Source organism: Deltaproteobacteria bacterium (assembly GCA_016234845.1).
In the GTDB taxonomy this organism is placed as follows: Bacteria; Desulfobacterota; Deferrimicrobia; order Deferrimicrobiales; family Deferrimicrobiaceae; genus JACRNP01.
Window position 1 is genome coordinate 1 of the sequence record JACRNP010000058.1, and the last position, 21,534, is coordinate 21,534.

General features: G+C 69.4%; 22 protein-coding genes. 6 read left to right on the forward strand and 16 right to left on the reverse strand.

The annotated features are described in order from the left end of the window. From HZB86_04960 to HZB86_04970, 3 genes are all read right to left on the reverse strand, one after another. Nucleotides 1-375 (reverse strand): ABC transporter substrate-binding protein (locus tag HZB86_04960; protein MBI5904884.1); only part of this gene is annotated, 375 nt, incomplete at its 3' end. 247 nt (nt 376-622) lie between these two features. Continuing rightward, on the reverse strand, nt 623-1,261 hold the full coding sequence (locus tag HZB86_04965) for a response regulator transcription factor (protein MBI5904885.1): 639 nt from the start codon (nt 1,259-1,261) through the stop codon (nt 623-625). Next, a complete protein-coding gene (locus HZB86_04970) occupies nt 1,258-3,354 on the reverse strand; it encodes a PAS domain-containing protein (protein MBI5904886.1) in 2,097 nt (698 codons plus the stop codon). The genes HZB86_04965 and HZB86_04970 overlap by 4 nt, the downstream gene beginning before the upstream one ends. Nucleotides 3,355-3,405: 51 nt before the next feature. Here HZB86_04970 and bamD point away from each other — a divergent pair, with 51 nt between their 5' ends. Next, nucleotides 3,406-4,125, forward strand: a complete 720-nt coding sequence (gene bamD, locus HZB86_04975) for an outer membrane protein assembly factor BamD (GenBank protein ID MBI5904887.1) — start codon at nt 3,406-3,408, stop codon at nt 4,123-4,125. After that, complete coding sequence (locus tag HZB86_04980; protein MBI5904888.1) at nt 4,122-4,838, forward strand: tetratricopeptide repeat protein; 717 nt, start codon at nt 4,122-4,124, stop codon at nt 4,836-4,838. Before bamD ends, HZB86_04980 begins: the two co-directional genes overlap by 4 nt. A 27-nt stretch (nt 4,839-4,865) precedes the next feature. On the opposite strand, the gene alaS is transcribed toward HZB86_04980, so the two are convergent. From alaS to HZB86_05015, 7 genes are read right to left on the reverse strand one after another with little or no spacing between them, the layout of a single operon-like run. After that, nucleotides 4,866-7,496 (reverse strand): alanine--tRNA ligase, encoded by a 2,631-nt coding sequence (gene alaS, locus HZB86_04985; GenBank protein MBI5904889.1) that lies wholly within the window; start codon nt 7,494-7,496, stop codon nt 4,866-4,868. Beyond that, a complete protein-coding gene (locus tag HZB86_04990; GenBank protein ID MBI5904890.1) occupies nt 7,497-7,937 on the reverse strand; it encodes a RecX family transcriptional regulator in 441 nt (146 codons plus the stop codon). 49 nt (nt 7,938-7,986) lie between these two features. After that, a complete protein-coding gene (locus tag HZB86_04995; protein ID MBI5904891.1) occupies nt 7,987-9,114 on the reverse strand; it encodes a type IV pilus twitching motility protein PilT in 1,128 nt (375 codons plus the stop codon). Between the two features lie 4 nt (nt 9,115-9,118). After that, nucleotides 9,119-10,147, reverse strand: a complete 1,029-nt coding sequence (recA, locus tag HZB86_05000; protein ID MBI5904892.1) for a recombinase RecA — start codon at nt 10,145-10,147, stop codon at nt 9,119-9,121. Between the two features lie 25 nt (nt 10,148-10,172). Beyond that, a complete protein-coding gene (gene thpR, locus HZB86_05005) occupies nt 10,173-10,739 on the reverse strand; it encodes an RNA 2',3'-cyclic phosphodiesterase (GenBank protein MBI5904893.1) in 567 nt (188 codons plus the stop codon). Beyond that, nucleotides 10,736-11,188 (reverse strand): nicotinamide-nucleotide amidohydrolase family protein, encoded by a 453-nt coding sequence (locus tag HZB86_05010; GenBank protein MBI5904894.1) that lies wholly within the window; start codon nt 11,186-11,188, stop codon nt 10,736-10,738. The genes thpR and HZB86_05010 overlap by 4 nt, the downstream gene beginning before the upstream one ends. A gap of 44 nt (nt 11,189-11,232) precedes the next feature. Continuing rightward, a complete protein-coding gene (locus tag HZB86_05015; protein ID MBI5904895.1) occupies nt 11,233-11,679 on the reverse strand; it encodes a phosphatidylglycerophosphatase A in 447 nt (148 codons plus the stop codon). Nucleotides 11,680-11,772: 93 nt separating this feature from the next. On the opposite strand from HZB86_05015, the gene HZB86_05020 reads away from it, so the two are divergent. Continuing rightward, complete coding sequence (locus HZB86_05020; protein MBI5904896.1) at nt 11,773-13,353, forward strand: HEAT repeat domain-containing protein; 1,581 nt, start codon at nt 11,773-11,775, stop codon at nt 13,351-13,353. A 19-nt stretch (nt 13,354-13,372) separates the two neighbouring features. Next, on the forward strand, nt 13,373-14,758 hold the full coding sequence (locus HZB86_05025) for an HD-GYP domain-containing protein (protein ID MBI5904897.1): 1,386 nt from the start codon (nt 13,373-13,375) through the stop codon (nt 14,756-14,758). A 9-nt stretch (nt 14,759-14,767) separates the two neighbouring features. Here the strand turns inward: HZB86_05025 and HZB86_05030 are convergent, their stop codons facing one another. Continuing rightward, a complete protein-coding gene (locus tag HZB86_05030) occupies nt 14,768-15,352 on the reverse strand; it encodes a HEAT repeat domain-containing protein (GenBank protein MBI5904898.1) in 585 nt (194 codons plus the stop codon). Then, nucleotides 15,340-16,323, reverse strand: coding sequence for a P1 family peptidase (locus HZB86_05035; protein MBI5904899.1), 984 nt, complete (start codon nt 16,321-16,323; stop codon nt 15,340-15,342). The genes HZB86_05030 and HZB86_05035 overlap by 13 nt, the downstream gene beginning before the upstream one ends. 116 nt (nt 16,324-16,439) lie before the next feature. Here HZB86_05035 and ruvX point away from each other — a divergent pair, with 116 nt between their 5' ends. Together ruvX and mltG are read left to right on the forward strand one after the other, a co-directional pair. Further along, nucleotides 16,440-16,877 (forward strand): Holliday junction resolvase RuvX, encoded by a 438-nt coding sequence (gene ruvX / locus HZB86_05040; protein MBI5904900.1) that lies wholly within the window; start codon nt 16,440-16,442, stop codon nt 16,875-16,877. Then, the gene (mltG, locus tag HZB86_05045) at nt 16,874-17,908 is read left to right on the forward strand and encodes an endolytic transglycosylase MltG (GenBank protein MBI5904901.1); all 1,035 of its coding nucleotides are present in this window, start codon (nt 16,874-16,876) and stop codon (nt 17,906-17,908) included. The genes ruvX and mltG overlap by 4 nt, the downstream gene beginning before the upstream one ends. Nucleotides 17,909-17,916: 8 nt before the next feature. Here mltG and HZB86_05050 read toward each other — a convergent pair whose 3' ends face one another. The 4 genes from HZB86_05050 to HZB86_05065 form a co-directional block, all read right to left on the reverse strand. After that, the gene (locus HZB86_05050) at nt 17,917-18,315 is read right to left on the reverse strand and encodes a TraR/DksA family transcriptional regulator (GenBank protein ID MBI5904902.1); all 399 of its coding nucleotides are present in this window, start codon (nt 18,313-18,315) and stop codon (nt 17,917-17,919) included. 59 nt (nt 18,316-18,374) lie between these two features. Continuing rightward, on the reverse strand, nt 18,375-19,748 hold the full coding sequence (rimO, locus tag HZB86_05055; GenBank protein MBI5904903.1) for a 30S ribosomal protein S12 methylthiotransferase RimO: 1,374 nt from the start codon (nt 19,746-19,748) through the stop codon (nt 18,375-18,377). 233 nt (nt 19,749-19,981) lie between these two features. Further along, nucleotides 19,982-20,641: an outer membrane lipoprotein carrier protein LolA gene (locus HZB86_05060; GenBank protein MBI5904904.1), complete on the reverse strand. Its 660-nt coding sequence runs from the start codon at nt 20,639-20,641 to the stop codon at nt 19,982-19,984. 5 nt (nt 20,642-20,646) lie between these two features. Continuing rightward, a partial coding sequence (locus HZB86_05065) for a DNA translocase FtsK (protein MBI5904905.1) occupies nt 20,647-21,534 on the reverse strand: 888 nt, incomplete at its 5' end.

Below are 21,534 nucleotides of genomic sequence, written 5' to 3' on the forward strand. Positions count from 1 at the left end.
GAAGACGTAGTCGTATCCCTTCTCGGTGATGTCGTCGGCCGACCCGGTGCAGATGACGAACGGCACCTGGAACCGCTGCGCGACGGGCGCCGCCGCCGCGGTGACGGAGCTGGAGTAGCCGCCCGTGATGACGGGCACCTTTTCCCGGGAGATCAGCTTCTCCATCCCCGATCGCCCGATATCCGGCTTCCCGGTATCGTCCTCGAAGAGCAGCTCGATCTTCTTCCCGTTCACCCCGCCCTTGGCGTTGATCTCCTCGGCCGCCATCTCGAACGAACGCTTCTCGATCTCGCCGAATTTCGCCTGCGAGCCGGTCAGGGGGAGCAGCACGCCCACCTTGATGGTTTCCGCCGCGAAACCGGCGGACGCCGCCATGGCCAGCGACAGGATCGCCACGGCGACGATGAACGCCTTGCCGACAGTTCCCTTCATGATCTCCTCCTTTGGAATATCCGCTGCAATGCCGGCGAAACACCCTGCCGTCGCAGCGACACGGTCTGGAAACGGTCCACGGGACTTTCCCGCGACGGAAATTATATCAAGGGAGTCGGAACGGGGTCATCGGAGCGGTTTTGATTTCCTTGTAGGGAATTTCCCTACAGGCGGACCGAAAGGCCGGTGCTCACGGCTCGATGATCCGGTTCTGGATCGCGAACCGGGTGAGCTCCGCGTTGTTTCGCAGCCCCAGCTTCTTCAGGAGCCGGAAACGGTACGTGTCGACGGTCTTGGGACTGATGGCGTACCCCTCCGCGATCTCCCGGTTGCTCCTCCCGAGGGCAAGCCCCCGCAGGACCTGGATCTCCCGGGTCGACAGCGCGTCCAGGGAGGTTCGATCCGACGGTCCCTTCCCCATCCGCCGGGCGAGCGCCTCCGCCGCCTCGTCGCTCAGGTACCTGCCCCCCCCGTGCACCTTGCGGATGGCCCGGATCAGCTGGTCGGCCGCGGCCCGCTTGGTGATGTAGCCGCCGGCGCCGGCGCCGAACGCGCGGACCACGTACTGCTCCTCCTCGTGCATCGTCAGCACGAGGATCGCCGTCTTCGGAAGCGCGCCGTGGATCCGTTCCACGGCTTCCAGGCCGTCCATCCCGGGCATGGAGATGTCGACGACCACCACGTCCGGCCGGGTCTCCTCCGCCTTCCGGATCGCCTCGCGGCCGTCCGCCGCCTCGGCCACCACGGCCATGTCGCCTGCGCCGTCGATCAGGCGGCGCAGGCCGTCCCGGACGATGCTGTGGTCGTCGGCCAGGAGGACGCGGATCACGCCGGCTCCCCTTTCGCGACGCGGAGCGGGAGCCGCAGGTCGATCCGGGCCCCTCCGCCCGGTCGGTTGCCGATCGACAGCGTTCCCCCGATCAACGACGCGCGCTCCCGCATCCCGACCACCCCGAGCCCCTTCGATTCGTCCAGCCGGTCCGTGTCGAACCCCTTCCCGTCGTCCTCCACCGAAAGCAGGAGGGCGCCCTCCTCCACGCGGAGCGCGACGTCGACCCGCGTCGCTCCGGAGTGGCGCGCCACGTTCGTCAACGCCTCCTGGGCGATCCGGTAGACGGCGGTCGCCGCCTTGTCCGCGATCCGGGGCACGCCGCGGGGACGATAGACGCATCGTATCCTCGAACGCTTCTCGAAGTCCCGTATATACCAGTCGAGCGCGTCGACCAGCCCGAGGTTGTCAAGCGCGCCCGGACGGAGACGGGTGGCGATCCCCCGGACCTCGTCGATCGCCTTGTCGATGATGCCGCACATCGCCTGGGCCTGCCGCGACGCCGCGGGATCCGCGTCCTTCAGGCGGTCCCGGAGCCACGCCGAGTCGAGGGCGAGCGCCGTCAGCACCTGGCCGAACTCGTCGTGGAGCTCGCGCGCCACGGCGGCGCGCTCCTTCTCCTGTCCCGCGATGATGCTGTCGGACAGCCGCCGCAGCTGGTCCTCCGCCCGCTTGATCCCGGAGATGTCGGTGGAGATCCCGCAAAGGGTCGCGACCTCCCCCGCCTCGTCGTAGATCGGGAAGCGCGTGGTGAGGTAGATGCGCGAATCGTCGCCCTGCGGGAACGTCTCCTCCGCCTGGACCGGTTTTCGGCCGTCGAAGACCTTCCGGTCGTTCTCGCGGAGCGCGCCGGCGAATTCGCGGGGGAAGACGTCGAAGTCGGTCCGGCCGCGCACCTCCGCGTTCCGGACCCCGAACAGCTCCGTGAACCGGGGGTTGACGTAGATGTACCGCCCCTCCCGGTCCTTGACGTACACGACGGCGGGCGTGTGCCGGAGGATGCTCGTGAACCGGCGGGTCCGCTCCTTCACCTGCCGCTCGAGCTCCCCCGAATGCCGCGTGAGCTTCTCCTGTGCCTCCCGCAACGCCTCCTCCGCGGCCCTCCTCCGGACGATGTCGTCGTTCGCCCGCCGGTAGAGGAACAGGACGGAGAGCCCGATCAGGAAACAGAGGGCCAGGATGATCGGGGCCGTGACCCGGAACAGCGGGGCGGAGATCCTCCGCGAGACGGACCGGAGGTCGCGGAGGTGGACCACGCTCCAGCCGGGATACGTCGATACGTCCAGCCGGGAGAACCGGTACTCCGCGCCGCTCCGGTCCCGCGCCGTCCCGTCGCCGAGGATCGAAAGTCCGCTCCACTCCCACGGCCCCGGCCCGAACTGCTGCGACCGCGACACCTCTTCAATGTCCTCCTGGGTGAGGCTGTGCAGGGATCGGTAAAGCCACTCCCGCCGGTTCGCGGCGAAGACGATCCCCTTGGGGTCCGCGAGGAGGACGATCCCCTCGCCCCCCTGGCGGAACTCCTCCTCGATCCGCTCCGTCGAGATCTTGATCACCGCGACGCCGATGGGAGGGTCGCCCGGTCCGTCGTACACCGGGTGGCTGAAGTACACGCCGCGGGCCTTCGACGTCACCCCCTGAGCCATGTAGGTGGACGGCGACCCGCGGATCGCCTGCCTCCAGTACGGACGGAAGGCGAAATTGTTCCCCACGAAGCTGTCGGGGGCGTCCCGGTTGCTGGACGCGACGGTCGTCCCGACGCGGTCCATGACGTAGCAGACGTCCGCCGCGAGGGCGTCCCGGAAATGGTCGAGCACGGCGTTCGCCCGCGCGACGGAAGGTCCGCGGGGACGGGACAGGACCTCCCCCATCTCCTTCAGGCCGGCCAATGCCCGCGCCGTCTTCAGGTTCTCCGCCAGGAAGGAGGAGACGCCGTTCCGGATCCGCTCGGCCTGGAGCGCGCTGTCCTTCTCGGCCTCCTTGGAGGCCGAATCCCCGAGGGAGCGGAGGTAGACGTATCCCGCGACGGAGACGGAGAGGAAGGAGAGGAACGACAGGACCACGAGGATGACGCGGAGCTTCACGCCGGCCATGGTAGCATTGACATTACGGGTTGACCATATTACGGTCTGGAGATGCGGCGCATGCGCATTTTCCTCGCCACCGGAACGATCCTGTCCCTCCTCCTCTCCGCCGGGTGCTCCGACAAACTCTCCCGCCAGACGGGACTCACCGACGCGGACCTGCTCGCGCGCGGACAGAAGAAGGCGGAGCAGAAGAAGCACAAGGACGCCGCGGAGGCGTTCCAGACGCTCATCGAGCGGTTCCCCACCTCGCCGCTGGCCTCGCGCGCGCAGTTCGCGCTCGCCGAAAGCCGCATGGCGAACCGGGAGGAGATCGAGGCGGAGGTGGCGTTCGACGATTTTCTCCGCCTCTACCCCGCGGACCCGAAGGTCCCGGACGCCCTCTTCCTCAAGGGGAAGCTTCTCTCGGGGCAGCTCCTGCCTCCCGGGCGGGACCAGGGGAAGACGCAGGAGGCGCTGAAAGCGTATTCGCAGTTCCTCGAAAAGGCGCCGGGATCCCCCCGCGCGGCGGAGGCCGGGAAAAGAATCGCGGAGCTCCGGAACCGCCTCGCCCTCCATGAGGGGGCGGTGATCGACCACTTCCTTTCGCGGAAACGGTTCGACAGCGCCGAGGCGCGGGCCCTCCGCGCGCTGGAGGCGTACCCCGACGTGCCGGCCACGCCGGACCTGATGCTTCTCCTTTCGCGCGCGCTCGACCGGCAGGGGAAGAAGGAGGAGGCGGCCAAGGTGCGCAGCACCCTGGCGGCGAAATACCCGGGGCGCGGGGGAGGAAAGCGTTGAGCCGCGAACTGGCGGCGCTGATCCGGATGGGGAAGAGCGCCTTCACCGAGGCGGACTGCCGGAGGGCGGAGCGCCACCTCCAGGAGGCGCTGTCCGGGGGGGCCGACTACCCCGACCTCCACTACACCCTGGGGCTCATCGAGCACCAGCGCGGGAACTACCGGCAGGCGGTCGAACGGTTCGGGAAGGCGATCGCCCTGAACCCCGACTACACCGAAGCCCTGCTGTCGCAGTCGATCACCCTGAACGACATGGGACGGTACGAGGAGGCGCGGGAGGCGTACGACCGCGCCGCCGGGATCCTGTCCCGGCACGGGACTCCTCCCGGGGAGAACCTGGTCCGCGGCCGGATCGCCAACCTCCACAAGGAGCTCGGGGAGCTGTACCTCGCCCTCGGCCGGCAGGAGGAGGCGATCTCGCACTTCCGGAACGCGCTCGCGGCCGCGCCGGAATACCCCGACATCCGCGTGCGGCTGGTCGCGGCGCTGCGGGAGGCGGGGCGGCCGGAGGAGGCGATGGCCGAGGTGGAGGCGTTTCTCGCGGGGGCGCCGGGAAACGCGGCGGCCCTGATCCAGAAGGGGGTGCTCCACTACCTCGCGGGAAACCGCGGACCGGCGCGCCGGTGCTGGGAGGAGGCGCTGTACCGGGACCCGCTCAACAAGATCGTGCAGGTGTACCTGAACGCGATCGACCGGGAGTCGCCTCCCGGCTGACCCGTCCGTTCCGCGCGGGGAATCCCTTTACCACTCCGACAGCGACTCGAACGCCTTCGGGAGCCCGTCGAGGACGGAGCCGCCCGCCTGCGCCATGTCCTTTCTCCCTCCCCCGCCGCCCCCGACGTGGGCCGCGGCCTTCTTCACGATGTCGGATGCGGAGAACTTCGCGGTCAGGTCGGACGTCACGCCGGCCACGAGGTGGCACCGGTCCCCCTCCCGGGTCCCCAGCAGGAGCAGGCCGCTCCCCAGCTTCCCCTTGACCGCGTCCGCAAGCTCGCGCAGCGAGGCCGGGTCCATCGGCTCCACCTCCGCGGCCACGCGGCGGACGCCGTCCCGAAGGACGGCGGACGCGAGGATCTCTCCCACCAGGTCGCGCGAGGAACGCCTTCGCGCATCCTGGAGCGACTTCTCCAGCGCCTTGATCTGCGCGGCGAGCTTCCGGACACGGTCCGGGACTTCCGCCCCCGCGACCTTCAGCTCCCGGGCGACGCCGTGGAGCGTCTCCGCCTCCTCCCGCATCAGTCGCCACGCGGGAAGGCCGGTGACCGCCTCGATCCGCCGGACCCCGGCGGCCAGCGCCCCCTCGGAGAGGACGCGGAACAGGCCGATCTCGGCCGTGTTGCGGACGTGGGTCCCGCCGCACAGTTCCCGGCTCACCCCCTGGACCGTCACCATCCGGACGATGTCCGCGTACTTCTCTCCGAAGAAGGCCATCGCTCCCGCGGCCACCGCTTCCTCGTACGGAAGATGTTCCCAGGAGACGGGGGCGGCGGAAAATACCGCCCGGTTCACTTCTTCCTCGACCGCGGCGAGCGCCTCGGGCGAGAGCCCCTCGTAGTGGGTGAAGTCGAACCGGAGCTTGTCGGGGCCAACGTACGACCCGGCCTGCCGGATGTGGGTCCCCAGCGTCTTTCGCAGCGCGGCCTGCAGCAGGTGCGTCGCGGTGTGGTTCCCCTCCGCGGAACGCCGCTTCGCCTCGTCGACGGCCAGGGACGCCTCCTGCCCTTCCCGGACCGTCCCTTCGACGACCCGCGCCCGGTGGACGATGAGCTCGGCGGAGGGGCGGCGGGTGTCGGTGACTTCCAGCGCGAAACCGTCGCCCGAGATCCTCCCCGTGTCCCCCGCCTGCCCGCCGGACTCCCCGTAGAAGGGGGTCGCGTCGGTCACGATGTCGACCTCCTCGCCGCGGTCGGCCGACGCCACGCGGACCCCCGCGAGGAAGATCGCGACGACGCGGCATTCCGCGATCCGCCGATCGTATCCGACGAAGGAGACGGAGGCCCCGGAGCGCGACAGCTCCGCCGCCACGGCGTCCGCCGCGCCGACCTCCCCGCCCTTCCAGGACGTCCGCGACTGCGCCCGCTGCTTCGCCATCTCGGACTCGAACCCGGCCGCGTCGAGCGCGACCCCCCGTTCCCGGCACAGGTCGGCGGTGAGGTCCACCGGGAACCCGTACGTGTCGTACAACCGGAACGCGGCGTCGCCGGGGAAGACCTTCGCGCCGCCGGACGCCATCCGGGAGAACTCCTCCTCGACCAGCCGCAGCCCCGCGTCGAGCGTCTCGAGGAACCGGCGCTCCTCCTGGAACGCCACCGTGTCGATGAACGAGGCGCTGGCGGCGAGCTCCGGGTACGCGGACGAGAACTCCCCCACCACCGTCCCCGCCACCTTGTGCAGGAACGGTCCGTCGAACCCCAGCTTCTTCCCGTGCCGCAGCGCTCGCCGCATGATCCGGCGCAGGACGTACCCCCGCCCCTCGTTGGACGGCATGATCCCGTCCGCGATCAGGAACGCGGTGGCCCGCGCGTGGTCGGCGACGACCCGCATGGCCGCGTCCAGGGCGGGCGACTTCCCCGGAGCCACGCCGCAGAGACGGGAGATCCCCGCGAGGATCGGCCGGAACAGGTCCGTGTCGTAGTTGCTCTTGACGCCCTGCACCACGCCCGCGAGCCGCTCCAGTCCCATCCCGGTGTCGATGCTCGGCCTGGGCAGCGGCGCCTTCGTTCCGCCCTCGTCCTGGTTGTACTGCATGAAGACGAGGTTCCAGATCTCGAGGAAACGGTCGCAGTCGCACCCCACGGCGCAGCCGGGTTTCCCGCAGCCGACCCCTTCCCCCTGGTCGTAGAGGATCTCGGAGCACGGGCCGCACGGCCCCGTGGGCCCCATCGCCCAGAAGTTGTCCTTCTCGTCGAACCGCACGATCCGGGAGGCCGGGATCCCCATCGTCTTGTGCCACAGGTCGTACGCCTCGTCGTCCTCCCGGAAGACCGACACGGTCATCCGCCCGCCGTCGAGACCGACCTCGCGGGTGAGGAAGTCCCACCCGTAGAAGATCGCGTCCTTCTTGAAGTAGTCCCCGAACGAGAAGTTCCCGAGCATCTCGAAGAGCGTGTGGTGCCGGGCCGTGTAGCCGACGTTCTCGAGGTCGTTGTGCTTCCCGCTTACGCGGAGGCACCGCTGGGAGGTCGCCGCCCGCTTCCAGTCGGCGGACGAAAGTCCCAGGAAATATTCCTTGAACTGGACCATACCCGAGTTGGTGAACAGGAGCGTGGGGTCGTTCGCGGGAACGAGCGAGGAGCTGGGGAGCACCTTGTGTCCGTTGCGCTCGAAATAGGCGAGGAAGGCGGAGCGAAGCTGCGCACCCGTCTTGGCCATTTAATCGTCTCCTTCGGAGTTTTCGACCCAACGCAGGCCGACGGCGCGCCTGCAGGCGTGCGGGGGGAACCCCCGCCCCGCCAGGAACCGGTACGCCTTCGCGGCCCCCTCTCGCCCCGGGGGGACGCCCCGGCGGAACTTCTTCCGCAGCGCGAGCGCCGCCGACTCGGCCACCGCCTCGTCGGTGGACACCTCCCGAAGCGTCTCCGCGACGAGCTCCCGCGGGAACCGCCGGGCCGCGAGCGCGCGGGCGATCTTCGCGGGGCCGTAACGGCGCCCCTCCTGGTAGCTCCGGGCCAGCTGCATGCAGAGGGCCGGGTCGTCGAGCAGGCGAAGGTCGCGCAGCCGTTCGAGCACCGGGGGAACATCGGCCTCGGCGCACCCCTTGCCGAGGAGGCGCATCGCCACCTCCCCGGAGCTCAGGGGGCGCCGCGCGAGCATGCCGATGGCGAGCTCCAGGGGGTTCCCCGGGACCGACGCCCGCTGTTCCTTACGGCTCCTTCGGGGGACCGGCCTTGTCAAAGTCGTCCCAGGTCAGGTCCGATGTGGACGAGACGCCGCGGACCCGGAGGGCGAAGTCGTCCGCGTTGGTGGCCTGGCGCAGCGCCTCGTCGAGCGTGATGAGGTTCTCCTTGAGGAGCACCATGAGGGACTGGTCGAAGGTCTGCATCCCGTAGCTGACGAACCCCTGCTGGATCGCTTCGCGGATCTTCCGGGTCTTGTCCTTGTCCTCTACGTATTCCCGGACGCGGGCGGTGTTCAGCAGGACCTCCGCGGCGGGAACGCGCCCGGCCCCGTCCGCTCGCGGAACCAGCCGCTGCGACACGACGGCCTTCAGGACCGAGGCGAGCTGCAGCCGGATCTGCTTCTGCTGGAACGGAGGGAACGCGGCGACGATCCGGTTGATCGTCTCTCCCGCGTCCAGCGTGTGCAGCGTCGAAAGGACCAGGTGCCCGGTCTCCGCCGCCGTGATGGCGGTCTCGATCGTCTCCAGGTCCCGCATCTCGCCGACCAGGATCACGTCGGGGTCCTGCCGGAGGGCGCTTTTCAGCGCGTCGGCGAACGACGAGGTGTCGACCCCCAGCTCCCGCTGGTTGATGATGCTCTTGTTGTCGCGGAGAAGGAACTCGATCGGGTCCTCGATGGTCATGATGTGGCAGCTGCGCCGCGTGTTGATGAACTGGACCATCGCCGCGAGCGTGGTGGACTTGCCGCACCCGGTGGTCCCCGCGCAGAGGACGAGCCCCCGTTCCTCCAGGGCGATCTCCTCGAGCACCTTCGGGAGGTGCAGGTCCTCGAAGGTCCGCACCCCGACCGGGACCAGGCGCAGCACGAGGCCGATGGTCCCCCGCTGCTGGAAGACGTTCACCCGGAACCGCCCCAGCCCCTGGACGCTGTAGGCGCAGTCGAGCTCGTGGTGCCGCTCGAACCGGCTTTTCTGGTCCTCCCGGAAGATGACGGCGGTCATCGCCGTCAGGTCCTCCTGCCGCAGCGGCTCGGGGACCTTGAGCGGGACCAGCTTGCCGTTGATCCGGAAGATGGGGGGAAGCCCCACCTTGAGGTGCACGTCCGAGGCGCCGTGCTTGGCCGCGGCCCGGAGGATTTCGTTCAGCTCCAAGGCGTCACGCTCCTTCCGTCACGGGTTTCCCGGACTCCCCGATTCCCCGCTTCGCGAGGATCCTTCTCCCCAGGTCGCCGGCCATCTCCGGGTGCTCCTTGAGGAAGATCCGCGCGTTCTCCCTCCCCTGCCCGATCCGCTCCCCGCCGACAGAGTACCACGCGCCGCTTTTCTCCACGATATCGAGCTCCACCCCCAGGTCGAGGATGTCCCCCTCGCGGGAGATCCCCTCCCCGTAGAGGATGTCGAACTCCGCCTCGCGGAACGGCGGGGCGAGCTTGTTCTTCACCACCTTGACCCGCGTCCGCCCCCCGATGACGTCGTCGTCCTTCTTGATCTGGGAGATCCGGCGGATGTCCATCCGCACGGAGGCGTAGAACTTCAGGGCGTTCCCGCCGGTGGTCGTCTCGGGATTCCCGAACATCACCCCGATCTTCTGGCGGATCTGGTTGATGAAGATCACCGACGTCTGGGACTTGCTGATCGTCCCTGTGAGTTTGCGGAGCGCCTGGGACATCAGCCGCGCCTGCAGCCCCATGTGGGCGTCCCCCATCTCCCCCTCGATCTCCGCCTTGGGGACCAGCGCCGCCACGGAGTCGACCACCAGCACGTCGAGCGCCCCGCTGCGGACGAGCATCTCCGCGATCTCCAGCGCCTGCTCCCCCGTGTCCGGCTGCGAGATGAGGAGGTCCTCCGTGGAGATCCCGAGCTTCCTCGCGTACGCCAGGTCGAGCGCGTGCTCCGCGTCGACGAATCCCGCGATTCCTCCCTGCTTCTGCGCCTCGGCGATGATGTGGAGCGCCAGCGTGGTCTTCCCCGACGACTCCGGGCCGAAGATCTCGGTGACCCGTCCGCGGGGGATCCCTCCGATCCCCAGCGCCGCGTCCAGCGAGATCGCTCCGGTGGAGATGACCGCGACGTCCCGGGCGGGGAGATCCGATCCCAGCCGCATGATGGCGCCCTTGCCGTAATTCTTCTCGATCGCCGCGACGGCCATGTCGAGGGCCTTGCGGCGGTTCGCGTCCTGGCTCATGTACGGTTTCTCCTGTTCTTTTTACTTAGTGGCTCCCCCGGAGGGGAAATTCGCGGACGACGGCGTATGAAGCGCCCGCCGGGGAGAGGCGGCTTTCGAACAGCCGGAACGAGGTCACGGGCACGACGCCGAACCCTCGTCCGGCGAACGCCCGGACGAACCGTTCGCCCCACGCGGGAGGTAGCGCTCCGCGGGCGCGCCCGACCGTGATGTGCGGGTGGAACGGACGATCCTCCCGGGGGAACCCGGCCCCCGAAAGCGCGTTCTCCATATTCTGTTGCAACTCCCCGACCAATTCAAGCGGTTCACGGAAACCGGCCCAGAACACGCGGGGATTCCTCGTCCCCGGAAACGCCCCTCCCCCTTCGGCGACCAGCGAAAACGGGGGGACCGCGCCGGCGACGAAGGCAAGCGGGCCCTCCAGGGCGGGAATCGCCGCGGGCGCCCGTTCGCCCAGGAATTTCAGCGTTACGTGCAGATTCTCCCTGGGCACCCAGGACACCGGGGCGTGGCCCCCGCGCAACCCGTCCACCGCGTCGCCCACCGCATCCCGCACCCCGGCGGGCAGCCCGATCCCGACGAACAGCCTCACCCCGCGCCCTCCAGTGCGCGGGCGACCGCGGCCAGCGCCGCCCGTACGGTCGCCCGGCGGACCTCGGCCCGGTCCCCAGGGAACCGGTGCCGGTGCGAAAAGCGGCCCCCCCCGCGGGAGGCCACCGCGATCCACACCGTGCCGACCGGCTTGGCGCGGGTGCCGCCGCCGGGACCCGCCACCCCGGTCACGGCGACGGCGATGTCCGACCCGAACCGCCGGAGCGCTCCTTCCGCCATCGCCAGCGCCGTCTCGCGGCTGACCGCCCCCTTCGCGAGGAGCGTTTTCGCGGGAACTCCCAGCAGGGAGGTCTTCGAGCCGTCGTGATACGCGACGATCCCCCCGAGGAAATATTCCGATGCGCCGGGAATCCCGGTGATCGCCCCCGCGAGGAGACCCCCCGTGCACGACTCGGCGACCGCCACGCTCCTCCCCGATGCGAGGAGCATCCCGCCGATCCGTGCCGCCAGGCGAGGTGCCGCCAGGCGAGGCGTCACCCGGCCAGCCACAGGATCCCCCGGTACGCGGCCGCCGCGTACACCCCGGCGGCCAGGTCGTCCGCCACGACGTACGCCGGCCCCTCCCTCGCGTCGAACCACGCCGCCGGACCGAACTTGAACACGTCGAAGGCCCGGAACAGCAGGAAGAGCAGCAGCGCGTGACGCCACTCCCACGGGATCCCGGTGGCGGCGAGAAGCATTCCCGCGATCTCGTCGATCACCACCGAAGGCGGGTCCGGCCGCCCCGCGACCGCGATCTCCTCCCGAGCGGCGGGAATCGACACCAGGAGAACGGCGGCGAGCAGGAGGAAGTGCGCCGCACCCCACCCTCCGGTCCAGTACCAGAGTGGGAGGCAGACGAGAGTCCCGGCGGTCCCCGGCGCGACCGGGGAATACCCGGCACCGAAGCCGGTGGCGGTCGCGCGCAATCCCCGGCGCACCCACCGGTTTGCCCGAAAACGATTGACTTGAGCGGCGCCCATGACGGATATTTACTACTGTATGCCAACGATACCGCGATTTCCATCGACCGAATGACCGATCCCCCCGGACCCGCCGACGACCTGTTCCTGCAACGCGTGACGCAGGCCGTGACGGAGCTGGCCAAGGGAATGAAAACGGTCAGCTTTTACCCCGACGCCCACCCGCTTCTGATCCAGGCGATGTCGAAAATCCTCCTGCTGTTCGAGGAGATACCGGTCCCGGAGTCGGGGCTGGAGATCGGGGTCACGAGAAACGCCCTGCTCCTCAACGACACTCCGCTCCCCGGGGGCGGCGTCGTGAAGACGCTCGCGGACATCAACCGCGAGCTGTACATCCGCAGGGCGGCCCGCATCATCTTCCTCCCCGGCATGAAGGCCGAGGAAGTCGTCGCGTTCCTCAAGGTGATCACGGCGGACGTCGACCAGGTGCTCGACGCCGGAGGCCTGGAGAAGGCGCTGATGAAGGCGAAGGTCTCCCACATCTGGGCGAACCGCGTCGACTACGACCAGTTGACCGAGCTTCTCAAGATGGAGGAGCTCGAGGATCTCGAGGAGATCCCCGAAGCGCTTCTGGGCGACGAGGAAGTGCTCGTCCCGGGGAAGGAGCAGGTTCCCCCGGAGCTCGTCACGATCGACACCATCCTCGCCCGGATCGAGAAGGAGACCGACCCCGCCGCCTACCGGGAGCTCATCCTCGAGTTCTCGAATTTCCTCGCGGCGGAACGCCCGGAGCGGAGGATCGAGTACGCCACCCGGGCGATCTCCCTGTTCGTCCGCCACTTCGAGCACCCTCCCGGGGGAAACGAGGAGATCTCAAGGCTCGCGCGGATGGGGATCAAGGAGCTCGCGACCGACGATCTGATCGCGCACTACATCGGCCTGCTCCGGAAGCGGGGAACCCGTGGGCGGCGGGAGACGGAGACCGTCCTCGTCGCGCTCGAGGAGCGCTCCGTCGGCCCCCTTCTCCAGACGCTGGCCGAGGAGGAGGATCTTCTCGCGCGAAAGGCGATCGTCGAGATCGTGACGCGGATCGGCCGCGTCGCCGTGCCCGCCATCCTCGAGAATCTCTCCGATTCCCGGTGGTACATGGTCCGGAACATGATCACGGTGCTGGGCAGCCTCGGCATGCCGGACCTGGCCCCCCACGTGGCGTCGACCCTTTCCCACCCCGACCTCCGCGTGAAGAAGGAGGCGATCAAGGCGCTCTCCAAGATCCCGCACCCCTCCGCCGTGACCTCCCTGTGCGAACTCTGCTTCTTCCCGGAGGAGACGGTGGCCCTGACCGCCACGGCCGCGCTCGCCTCGAAGAGGGAGTCGGAGGCGGTCGTGGCGCTCTTCCGCCGGGCGGCCATGAAGAAGTTCCTCTACCCCAACTACCGGCTCGCCCACGAGGCGATCGACTCCCTCCGTTCCATCGGCACCGGGGACGCGGTCACGGCGCTCGAGCAGATCCTTTCGCTCAACGCGATCTTCCGGACGGAAAAATTCCGGGCGATGAAATCCCACGCCCTGAGGAGCATCTCAAAGATCAAGGGGGAGCATTCCAGGGAGGCGGTCGAACGGGCGCTCCGGTCCCCCGACCGGCACCTGAGATCCGAGGCGGAACGGGCGTTGAAGCGGCTGGAGAGCTGAACGCCCCGGGGGGAGAGCCATGACGGACCGGAAGCAGCTGGAAAACGCGATCGCCGGGATCGTGCGCCTCCTCGGAGCCTCGCTCAAGAACCGCGGACTCTACCCCGCCACCCATCCGCTGGTCCGCACCCCCGTGGAGAAGTGCCTCGCGCAGCTGAAGCCCCTGTTCTCGGACCGGGCGGAGCTGGCGTTGACCGTATCCGACGGGACCCTCGTGCTCGAGGGCGTTCCGATCTTCCAGCTCACGTCGTCGCTCGAGCTCTTCATGGCGCGGCTCGCCGGAATCGGCATCCCGTCCGTCATCTTCGAGAGGGGAGTCTCCGTCGAGGACGTGGAATACTTCGTCCGGTTCCTTCACGAGACGAAGGAGCAGGGGCTCTCCGTCACCGCGATCATGGAGCGCCTCTCCCGCGCCGGGGTGACGCACATCCGGGTGACCGGCGCGGAGGAGGACAAGGACGATTTCTCCCTCGCCCGCGAGATCTACGGGAACGCGATCGACGTCGTCGTCCAGGCGCTGAAGGACGTGCGCAGCGGGAAGATACCGAACGGGGCCGAGTCCGACCGGGCGGTTCGCGACATGGACGGCATGCTCTCGCGGAACCGGGACGCGATGCTCGCCCTCACGCTGATCAAGAACTTCGACGAATACACCTACAACCACTCGGTCAACGTCTCGATCCTGTCGCTCGCCGTGGCCGAGAGCCTGAACCTGCCGGAGCCGGACCGGGTGAGCGTCGGCGTCGCGGGGCTGCTCCACGACGTGGGGAAGACCCAGCTGGCGCTCGATCTGATCCGGAAGCCCGGCACCCTGACCGTGGACGAGTTCGAGGAGATCAAGAAACACCCGGAGGAGGGGTTCGCCATCCTGGGGAAGATGACGAACATCCAGGATGGAACCCGCAGCATGGTGCGGGAACACCACATGCGGTACGACCGGACCGGCTACCCGAGGCCGGAGCCCGAGTACCGGTTGAACCCGCACTCCCAGGTGATCGCGGTGGCCGACTGCTTCGACGCCCTGACGACGATGCGTTCGTACCAGAAGGCCCGTACGCCGGTCCAGGCCCTCGAGGTCATGCGGAAGCTCGCGGGGAAATCGCTCGACCCGGACCTCGTGCACCTCATGGAGCAGTCCCTGGGATTGTACCCGGTCGGCACGATGGTGCGGCTCAGCACGATGGAAATCGGGATCGTGACCGGCAACGCCGCGGGGGGCGTCGGGGTTCCGAAGATCGCGATCCTCTACGACCGCGCCGGGAACCCGCTGCCCGCCCCGCAACCGGCGGATCTTTCGGACGGCGGCCCGGACGGGAAGGCCCGCCGGGTCATTCTCGGAACGGTCAACCCGCTCCTCCACCCGTCCTTGTCGCTCGAAGGGATCCTGGCCACGGCGATGGCATAGGAAAAACCGCTACGGGCGGGACGACGTCCAGTTTCCCAGCGCGCCCGCGACCGCGGCCCGGACCATCTCGTTTCCGTCCGCGGCCCGCGACAGGATCTTCTCCCAGCCGCCCGCCTCCGTGAGACGCGAGAACGCCGCGACCGCCTTGGCGCGAACTTCGGCGTCCGGGTGGTCCAGGAACTTCTCCACCTGGGGCGCCAGCTCCTTCCGGCCCGATGCGCCCAGCGTCTCGACGATGTTGGCGAGCACGATCCCCCGCTCCTTCGGCAGTCTCTCCCACAGGGACCGGAGGACGGGAGGGGACGGGAACAGGGAGAGCGTGCGGGCGGCCGCGCCCCGGACCTGCTCCGAACCGTCGGATAGCGCCTGCAGCAGGAGCGATACCCCTTCCGCCCCCCCGATCTCCCCGGCGAAGTAGACGATGCGGATCTTCTCCTCCGGGGTCCCGGTCCGCAGCCGCTCCCGGTGCGCCTCGACCGATCGCTTCGCCCGGGTCCGGTCCATCGCGTCGGACGCCGCCTCCCGCACCGCTGGGGACGGGTCCGACAGCAACGCCTTCAACGCCTCCTCGATCCGGTCGATCATGGCCGCCATCCCCGCCTTCCTGGTATCTCCGCCGCCGCGGGCACCGCCGTCGTCCCCTTCGCGCTCCGCACTCCGTCCAGGATCGCCGCCTCGAGGGCGCGTCCCCCGAGGGCCGCCGTCTGAAGGACGTTCCCCCGCTTCCCCGAGAGGCCCGTGGCGACCGCCACGACGATGTCCCCGTCCATCGGGGTGTGGACGGGGCGGATCGCGCGGCAGAGCGCCGCGTGCGACATCCGCGCCACGCTCCGGAGCTCCTCGCGGGAGAGCGCGTCCCCGGTGGCAACGACCGCGAGGGTGGTGTTCTCCGAGGAGAACGGCTCCCTGCGGAACCCCGAACGGAACAACGCATCCGTGTCCGCCGGCGCTTCCGCGCCCTCGGCCCTCGCCCCGGCCACCCACTCCCCCGTCGCGGAATCGATCACGTCGCCGAAAGCGTTCACCACCGCGCACGCGCCGACCACCGTTTCGCCGCCCGATTCCGACGCGGTCCCGAAACCGCCCTTCATCGCCCTGCGGATGCCGAGCGCCTTCCCGACGGTCGCCCCCGCTCCCGCTCCCACCGACCCTCGCCGGGGGGGGAGGGAGGACGCGTTCCGGATCGCCTCGTACCCCATGCGGGCGTCCGGCCGGAAAGAGGCGTCCCCGTAACCCAGGTCGTAGAGGATCGCCGTCGGGACGATCGGGACCATCCCGCCGGGAGTCGGGAACCCGACGTACCGCTCCTCGAGATACCGCACGACTCCGGAAGCCGCGTCCAGCCCGAAGGCGCTTCCGCCCGAGAAAACGACCGCGTCGATCTTCCGTGCCGGGTGGGTCCGGAGCAGCGAGTCCATCTGCCGGGTGCCCGCGGCCTCGCCGCGGATGTCCGCCCCTCCCGCCGCGCCTTCCGGAAAGAGGAGGACCGTCACCCCCGACCCGCGGACGGCGTCGTGCGCATGCCCAACGAGAACCCCTGCTACGTCGGTGATCGCCCCGGCCATCCACCCTCCGTCGTCCGCTATAGTCTTACCGGAGGGTGAAAGGTTCGTCAATCCGCCCGGTTGACGGTTGCGCCGCCCGGAACGTACACTCCACGAGAGGGAAACCGGAGGGAAGCTTGGCGGATGCACCGCTCTACGGTAGGGTTCTCGGGCTCGATTACGGAAGCCGCCGCATCGGTGTCGCGGTGTCCGATCCGCTCGGGTGGACCGCCCAGCCGCTCCCGGCGATCGCCCGGGAGGGCGACCGGAAGGACATCGCCGCGATCGGACGCCTCGCCGGGGACCTCGGTGCGGGCTCCGTGGTGCTCGGCCTCCCGCTGCTCATGAACGGGGACGAGGGGCCCGCGGCCGCCCGCGCGCGGGCGTTCGGGGCGGGAATCGAAGCGGATCTCTCCCTTCCGGTGACGATGTGGGACGAGCGGCTGACCTCCGCGCAGTCGGAGCGCCACCTCATCGACTCCGGGGTCCGGAGGGGCCGCCGCAGGGAGATCCGGGACAGCCTCTCCGCGATGTTCCTCCTCCAGAGCTTCCTGGACCTGCGGAACCGCAAATGACCCCCTCCGGAACTCGATGGCCCCGCCGCCGGCCGGCGCGCGCGGCGGCCGCCGCTGCCGCCGTGGCCCTGCTCCTTTCCGCCTTCATCCTGCTCGACACGCCGCCCGCGGAGAACTGGACGGAAAGGGTGGTGGTCGTCGCCAGGGGGAGCCACCTCGCCGACGTCGTCTCCGCGCTGCGGAAGGGTGGAGTGCTCCCCCACCCGCTGGCATTCCGCGCCCTCGCCTTCCTGACCCGCACCGACCGCCGGCTCCAGTACGGAGAGTACTCCTTCCCCACCCCTCCGTCGGCCTACGAGGTGTGGGACCGGATCCACCGGGGGGACGCGAAAACGTACAAGGTGACGGTCCCGCCGGGGGCGAACCTCTACGACGTCGCCGCCCTGGTCGCGGAGAAGACGCTGGCGGGCCCGGAGGCGTTCCTTTCGGCCGCCACTTCCCCGGCCGTGATCGAACGGCTGGCGATCCCGGGGGACAGCGTCGAGGGGTACCTGTATCCGGAAACGTACATCTTCCGGAAACCGGTCGCCCCCGAGGAGATCGTGGAGGAGATGGTCGGGAAGTTCCGCGAGAAATTCGCGCGGGAGCTGGCCCGGAAGGCGAAGGACACGGAACTCTCGCTGCACGAGGTCGTGACGATCGCCTCGATCATCGAGAAGGAGACCGGGGTCGACGAGGAGAGGCCGCTCGTTTCGGCGGTGATCCGCCGCCGGCTGGCCCTGGGGATGCCGCTGCAGATGGACCCGACCGTGATCTATGGAGTGAAGCGTTTCGACGGGACGGTGACGCGGAAGGACCTGCGGACGCCCGGTCCCTATAACACCTACCTGCGGCGGGGATTGCCGCCGGGGCCGATCGCGAACCCGGGATTGAATTCCCTGGCCGCCGCCCTCGAGCCGGCGAAAACGGAGTACCTGTACTTCGTGTCGCGCAACGACGGGTCCCACGCCTTTTCGAAGACCCTGCCGGAACACAACCGGGCGGTCGAACGGCTGCGGCGCGCCCTCCGGGAGGAGGAGGAGGAAGGCTGACCCCGGGGCTACTCCTCGACCTCGCCCATCGGGACCTTCTTGATCCCCTCTTCCGGCTCCTCGCGGGTGTACTTCTCCTCCCGCTCCGTCTTCTCCTGGCACTCGACGCAATATTTCGCGAACGGGAGGACCTTCAGTCGCGGCCGGGGGATCTTCACGCCGCACTCCTCGCACTGGCCGTACGTGTTCTCCTCGATCCGGTCGAGCGCGTCGTCGATCTGGAGCAGCTTCCGCTTCTCCCGGTCGGTCAGGATCATGTCCAGCTCGCGGGTCCTCTCCTCGGAAACCGAATCGAGGATGTCGCCGATGTCCTGCGCCCCCGCCTCGGTGGTCGCCTTCGAGCGGCGAGCGATCTCCTGGACCAGTTCCGCGCGCATCTTGAGAAGCATGTCCTTGATCGTCTTCATCGGGGCCCGCCTCGGTCGGGAAATAAAATTGCATTAGTATAACCGGGGCCGACCCCGTGTCAATCGGTTTCGGGACGCGCCGCCCGGGCGGTGAGGTCCCACTCCCTCGCGCGGGTCACGCGGGCGCGGCAGATGTCCCCCGGCGACCCCGCGAATCCGCGGAGAAGCACCGAGCCGTCGACCTCCGGCGCCTGGCCCCGGTGCCGCCCGGTCGCCCGGCCCCGCGGCGCCGTCTTCTCCACGAGGACATCGAGGGTCTCCCCGACGAGCGCCGCGTTTCGCGCCGCCAGGATGTCCGCCTGGGCGTCCCGCACGCGCCGCGCCCGTTCCTCCTTCAACGGTTCCGGCACCTGCGACGGCATCGCGTACGCCGGGGTCCCTTCCTCGCGCGAGTACGGGAACACGCCGAGGTAGTCCCAGCGGCTGTCGTGGACGAACCGCAGCAGCCGGTCGAACGCCGACCTCGTCTCCCCGGGAAATCCGACGATCAGCGAGGTCCGCAGGAACACGCCCGGAATGCCGGCGCGCACCCGCTCCAGCATCCGGAGGACGTCGGACGGACCGTACCGCCTGCCCATCCGCCGCAGGATCGCCGCGTCGATGTGCTGCACCGGGATGTCCAGGTAGCGGCACACCTTCTCCTCGGAGCGGAGCAGTTCGACGATCCCTTCGTCGACCCCGCCGGGATGAAGATACAGGAGGCGGATCCACCGGACGCCCCGCACGCGGCACAGGGCCCGCACCAGCGAAACCAGCCCTCCCTTCTCCCCCCGGTCCCGCCCGTAGGCGGTGATGTCCTGCCCGACGAGGTTCAGCTCCTTCGCCCCGCGGCGCACGAGCGCCCGCGCCTCCGCCAGCAGCGACTCCCGGTCCCGGCTCCGCAGGGGGCCCCGGATGTCCGGTATGGAGCAGTAGGAGCACCGGTTGTCGCACCCCTCGAGGATCTTGAGGAAGGCGGCGCCCCCGGAGACGTCGGCCGCCCGGTGGCGGTACGCCTCCTCGGACAGCGCCCCGTCGCCCACGAGGGAGCGCGGGACCGGGGCCGCCGCGCCGTCCCGGGCAAGCAACTTCGCGAGCAGCCCCGGCAGGTCCGGGATGTCGCCCGGACCGAGAAAAAGGTCGACCTCGGGAAGCAGCTCCGGCAGTTCGTCCCGGTACCGCCGCGTCATGCATCCCGCCACCACGAGCCGCCGGATCCGCCCCCGCCGCTTCTCGTCCGCGAGGGAGAGGATCTCCGCGATCGACTCCTCCTTGGCGGCGCGGATGAACCCGCACGTGTTCAGGACCGCCGCGTCGGCGCGACCGCCCTTGACGACGGAAAATCCCCCCTCCGCGAGAAGCCCCGCCATCACCTCGGCGTCCACGGCGTTCTTCCCGCACCCGAGCGTCCGGATGCGGACGGTGCCCGTCGCCTTTCCCCTCCCAGCCCGCATTTCTCACCAGCGTCCGTAGCGAGGCGGTGGAGACGGGTTTGGATGCAAGGCGCGCGACGTGAGGGCGACGAAGGCGTAGTTGACACTACGTCGAGGAGATCGAACGAGCGCCCCACTCCCGTACAAAGTGAGCTCCCTGGGGTACCCCGAACGCGGGAAGAGGGGCACAACGCAGCAGACGAGCCCGTATCCGCCGCCGCAGTAGGAGGCTGGTGAGAAATGCGGGCTAGGGGTCACCCGTCCACCACCGGGAGTCCGGCCGGGTTGCGGAAGCGGAACAGGTCGGCGGGAAGGGCGGGATCGAGCCGGGTTTCCGTCAGGTAGAGGTGGTTCTCGCCGCCGAGCCGGTCGTAGAGGTGCACTTCGCGCACGAGGGCGTCCTTCGTCCCGACGACCAGGTCGACCCGGCGAACCTCCGGCGCGCCGTCGCCGCGCGGCAGGAGCCGCAGGACCGTCTCCTCCCCCCCCTTGCGGGTGGAGGCGGCTTCCACGCGGAACATCGACGCGATCTCCCCCTTGCCGAACAGGAGAAGCAGCGGGATCTTCCCGCCGAGCGCCTTCTCGTCCATCTTCCGGCGGATCACCTGCGGGGAGTCCGCGGGGCGGAACCAGAAGCTCTCGCCGTCCGCGAGGAACAGCTGCGCCTCGGGCGCCTGGTAGTCCCACCGCATCTTCAGCGGGCGGCCGAAATAGAGCACCCCCGACGCCTTCCGGACGATCCCCAGGTTCTGGAGAGGGATTTCCTGGCGGAACCGCGCCGAGAAGGTGCGCGCCGACGCGTACCGGTCGCCCACCCTCCGCAGCACCGCGTCCCCCGCCCCCTCCGTCCCCGCGGCGGCGGCCGGAACGGACGACAGGAGGAACAGCGCGATCGCAAGCCGGACCGGCCGCATTCGAATCACTCCTCCTTGCGCGTGACGTACACTTCGCGCTGCTTCCCGCCCTCGGCGGGGCCGACGATCCCCTGGCGCTCCATCTCCTCCACGATCCTCGCGGCGCGGTTGAACCCGATCTTCAGGCGGCGCTGGAGGAAGGATACGGAGGCGCGGCCCGCCCGGACGACCTCCTCCACCGCGGCGTCGAACATCTCGTCGCGCGACGGATCCGCCTCCTCCGTCGACGGAGGCGCCGTGATCGCGGTGTCGTAGGCCGGCGGCCCCTGCCCTCTCAGGTGCTCCGTGACGCGCTGGATCTCCCCCTCGCTGACGTAGGGGCCGTGGACCCGGACGATCCCGCCCACCCCGGGCTGGAGGAACAGCATGTCGCCGAACCCGAGGAGCGTCTCGGCCCCGCCCTGGTCGAGGATGGTCCGCGAGTCGACCTGCGAGGTCACCTTGAAGGAGACGCGGGACGGGAAGTTCGCCTTGATGACGCCGGTCAGGACGTCCACCGAAGGACGCTGCGTGGCGAAGACGAGGTGGATGCCGGCCGCGCGCGCCATCTGGGTGAGCTGGGTGATCGAGTCCTCCACCTCCCGCCGCGACGAGCTGGTCATCATGAGGTCCGCGAGTTCGTCGATGACGATCACGATGTACGGGATCCTCGCCAGGTCGTCGCTCTCCCCGGCCGCCTTCGCCCGTCCTCCCTGCCGCTGCCGCTTCTCCACGAACTGGTTGAACGCGTCGATGTGGCGGACGCCGTTCTCCATCATGAGCTGGTACCGCCCCCGCATCTCCCCGACCGCCCACTTGAGGACCTGTCCCGCGTCGCGCGGCTGGGTGACCACCGGGTGGTACAGGTGCGGGATCCCCTCGTACAGGGACAGCTCCAGCATCTTCGGGTCCAC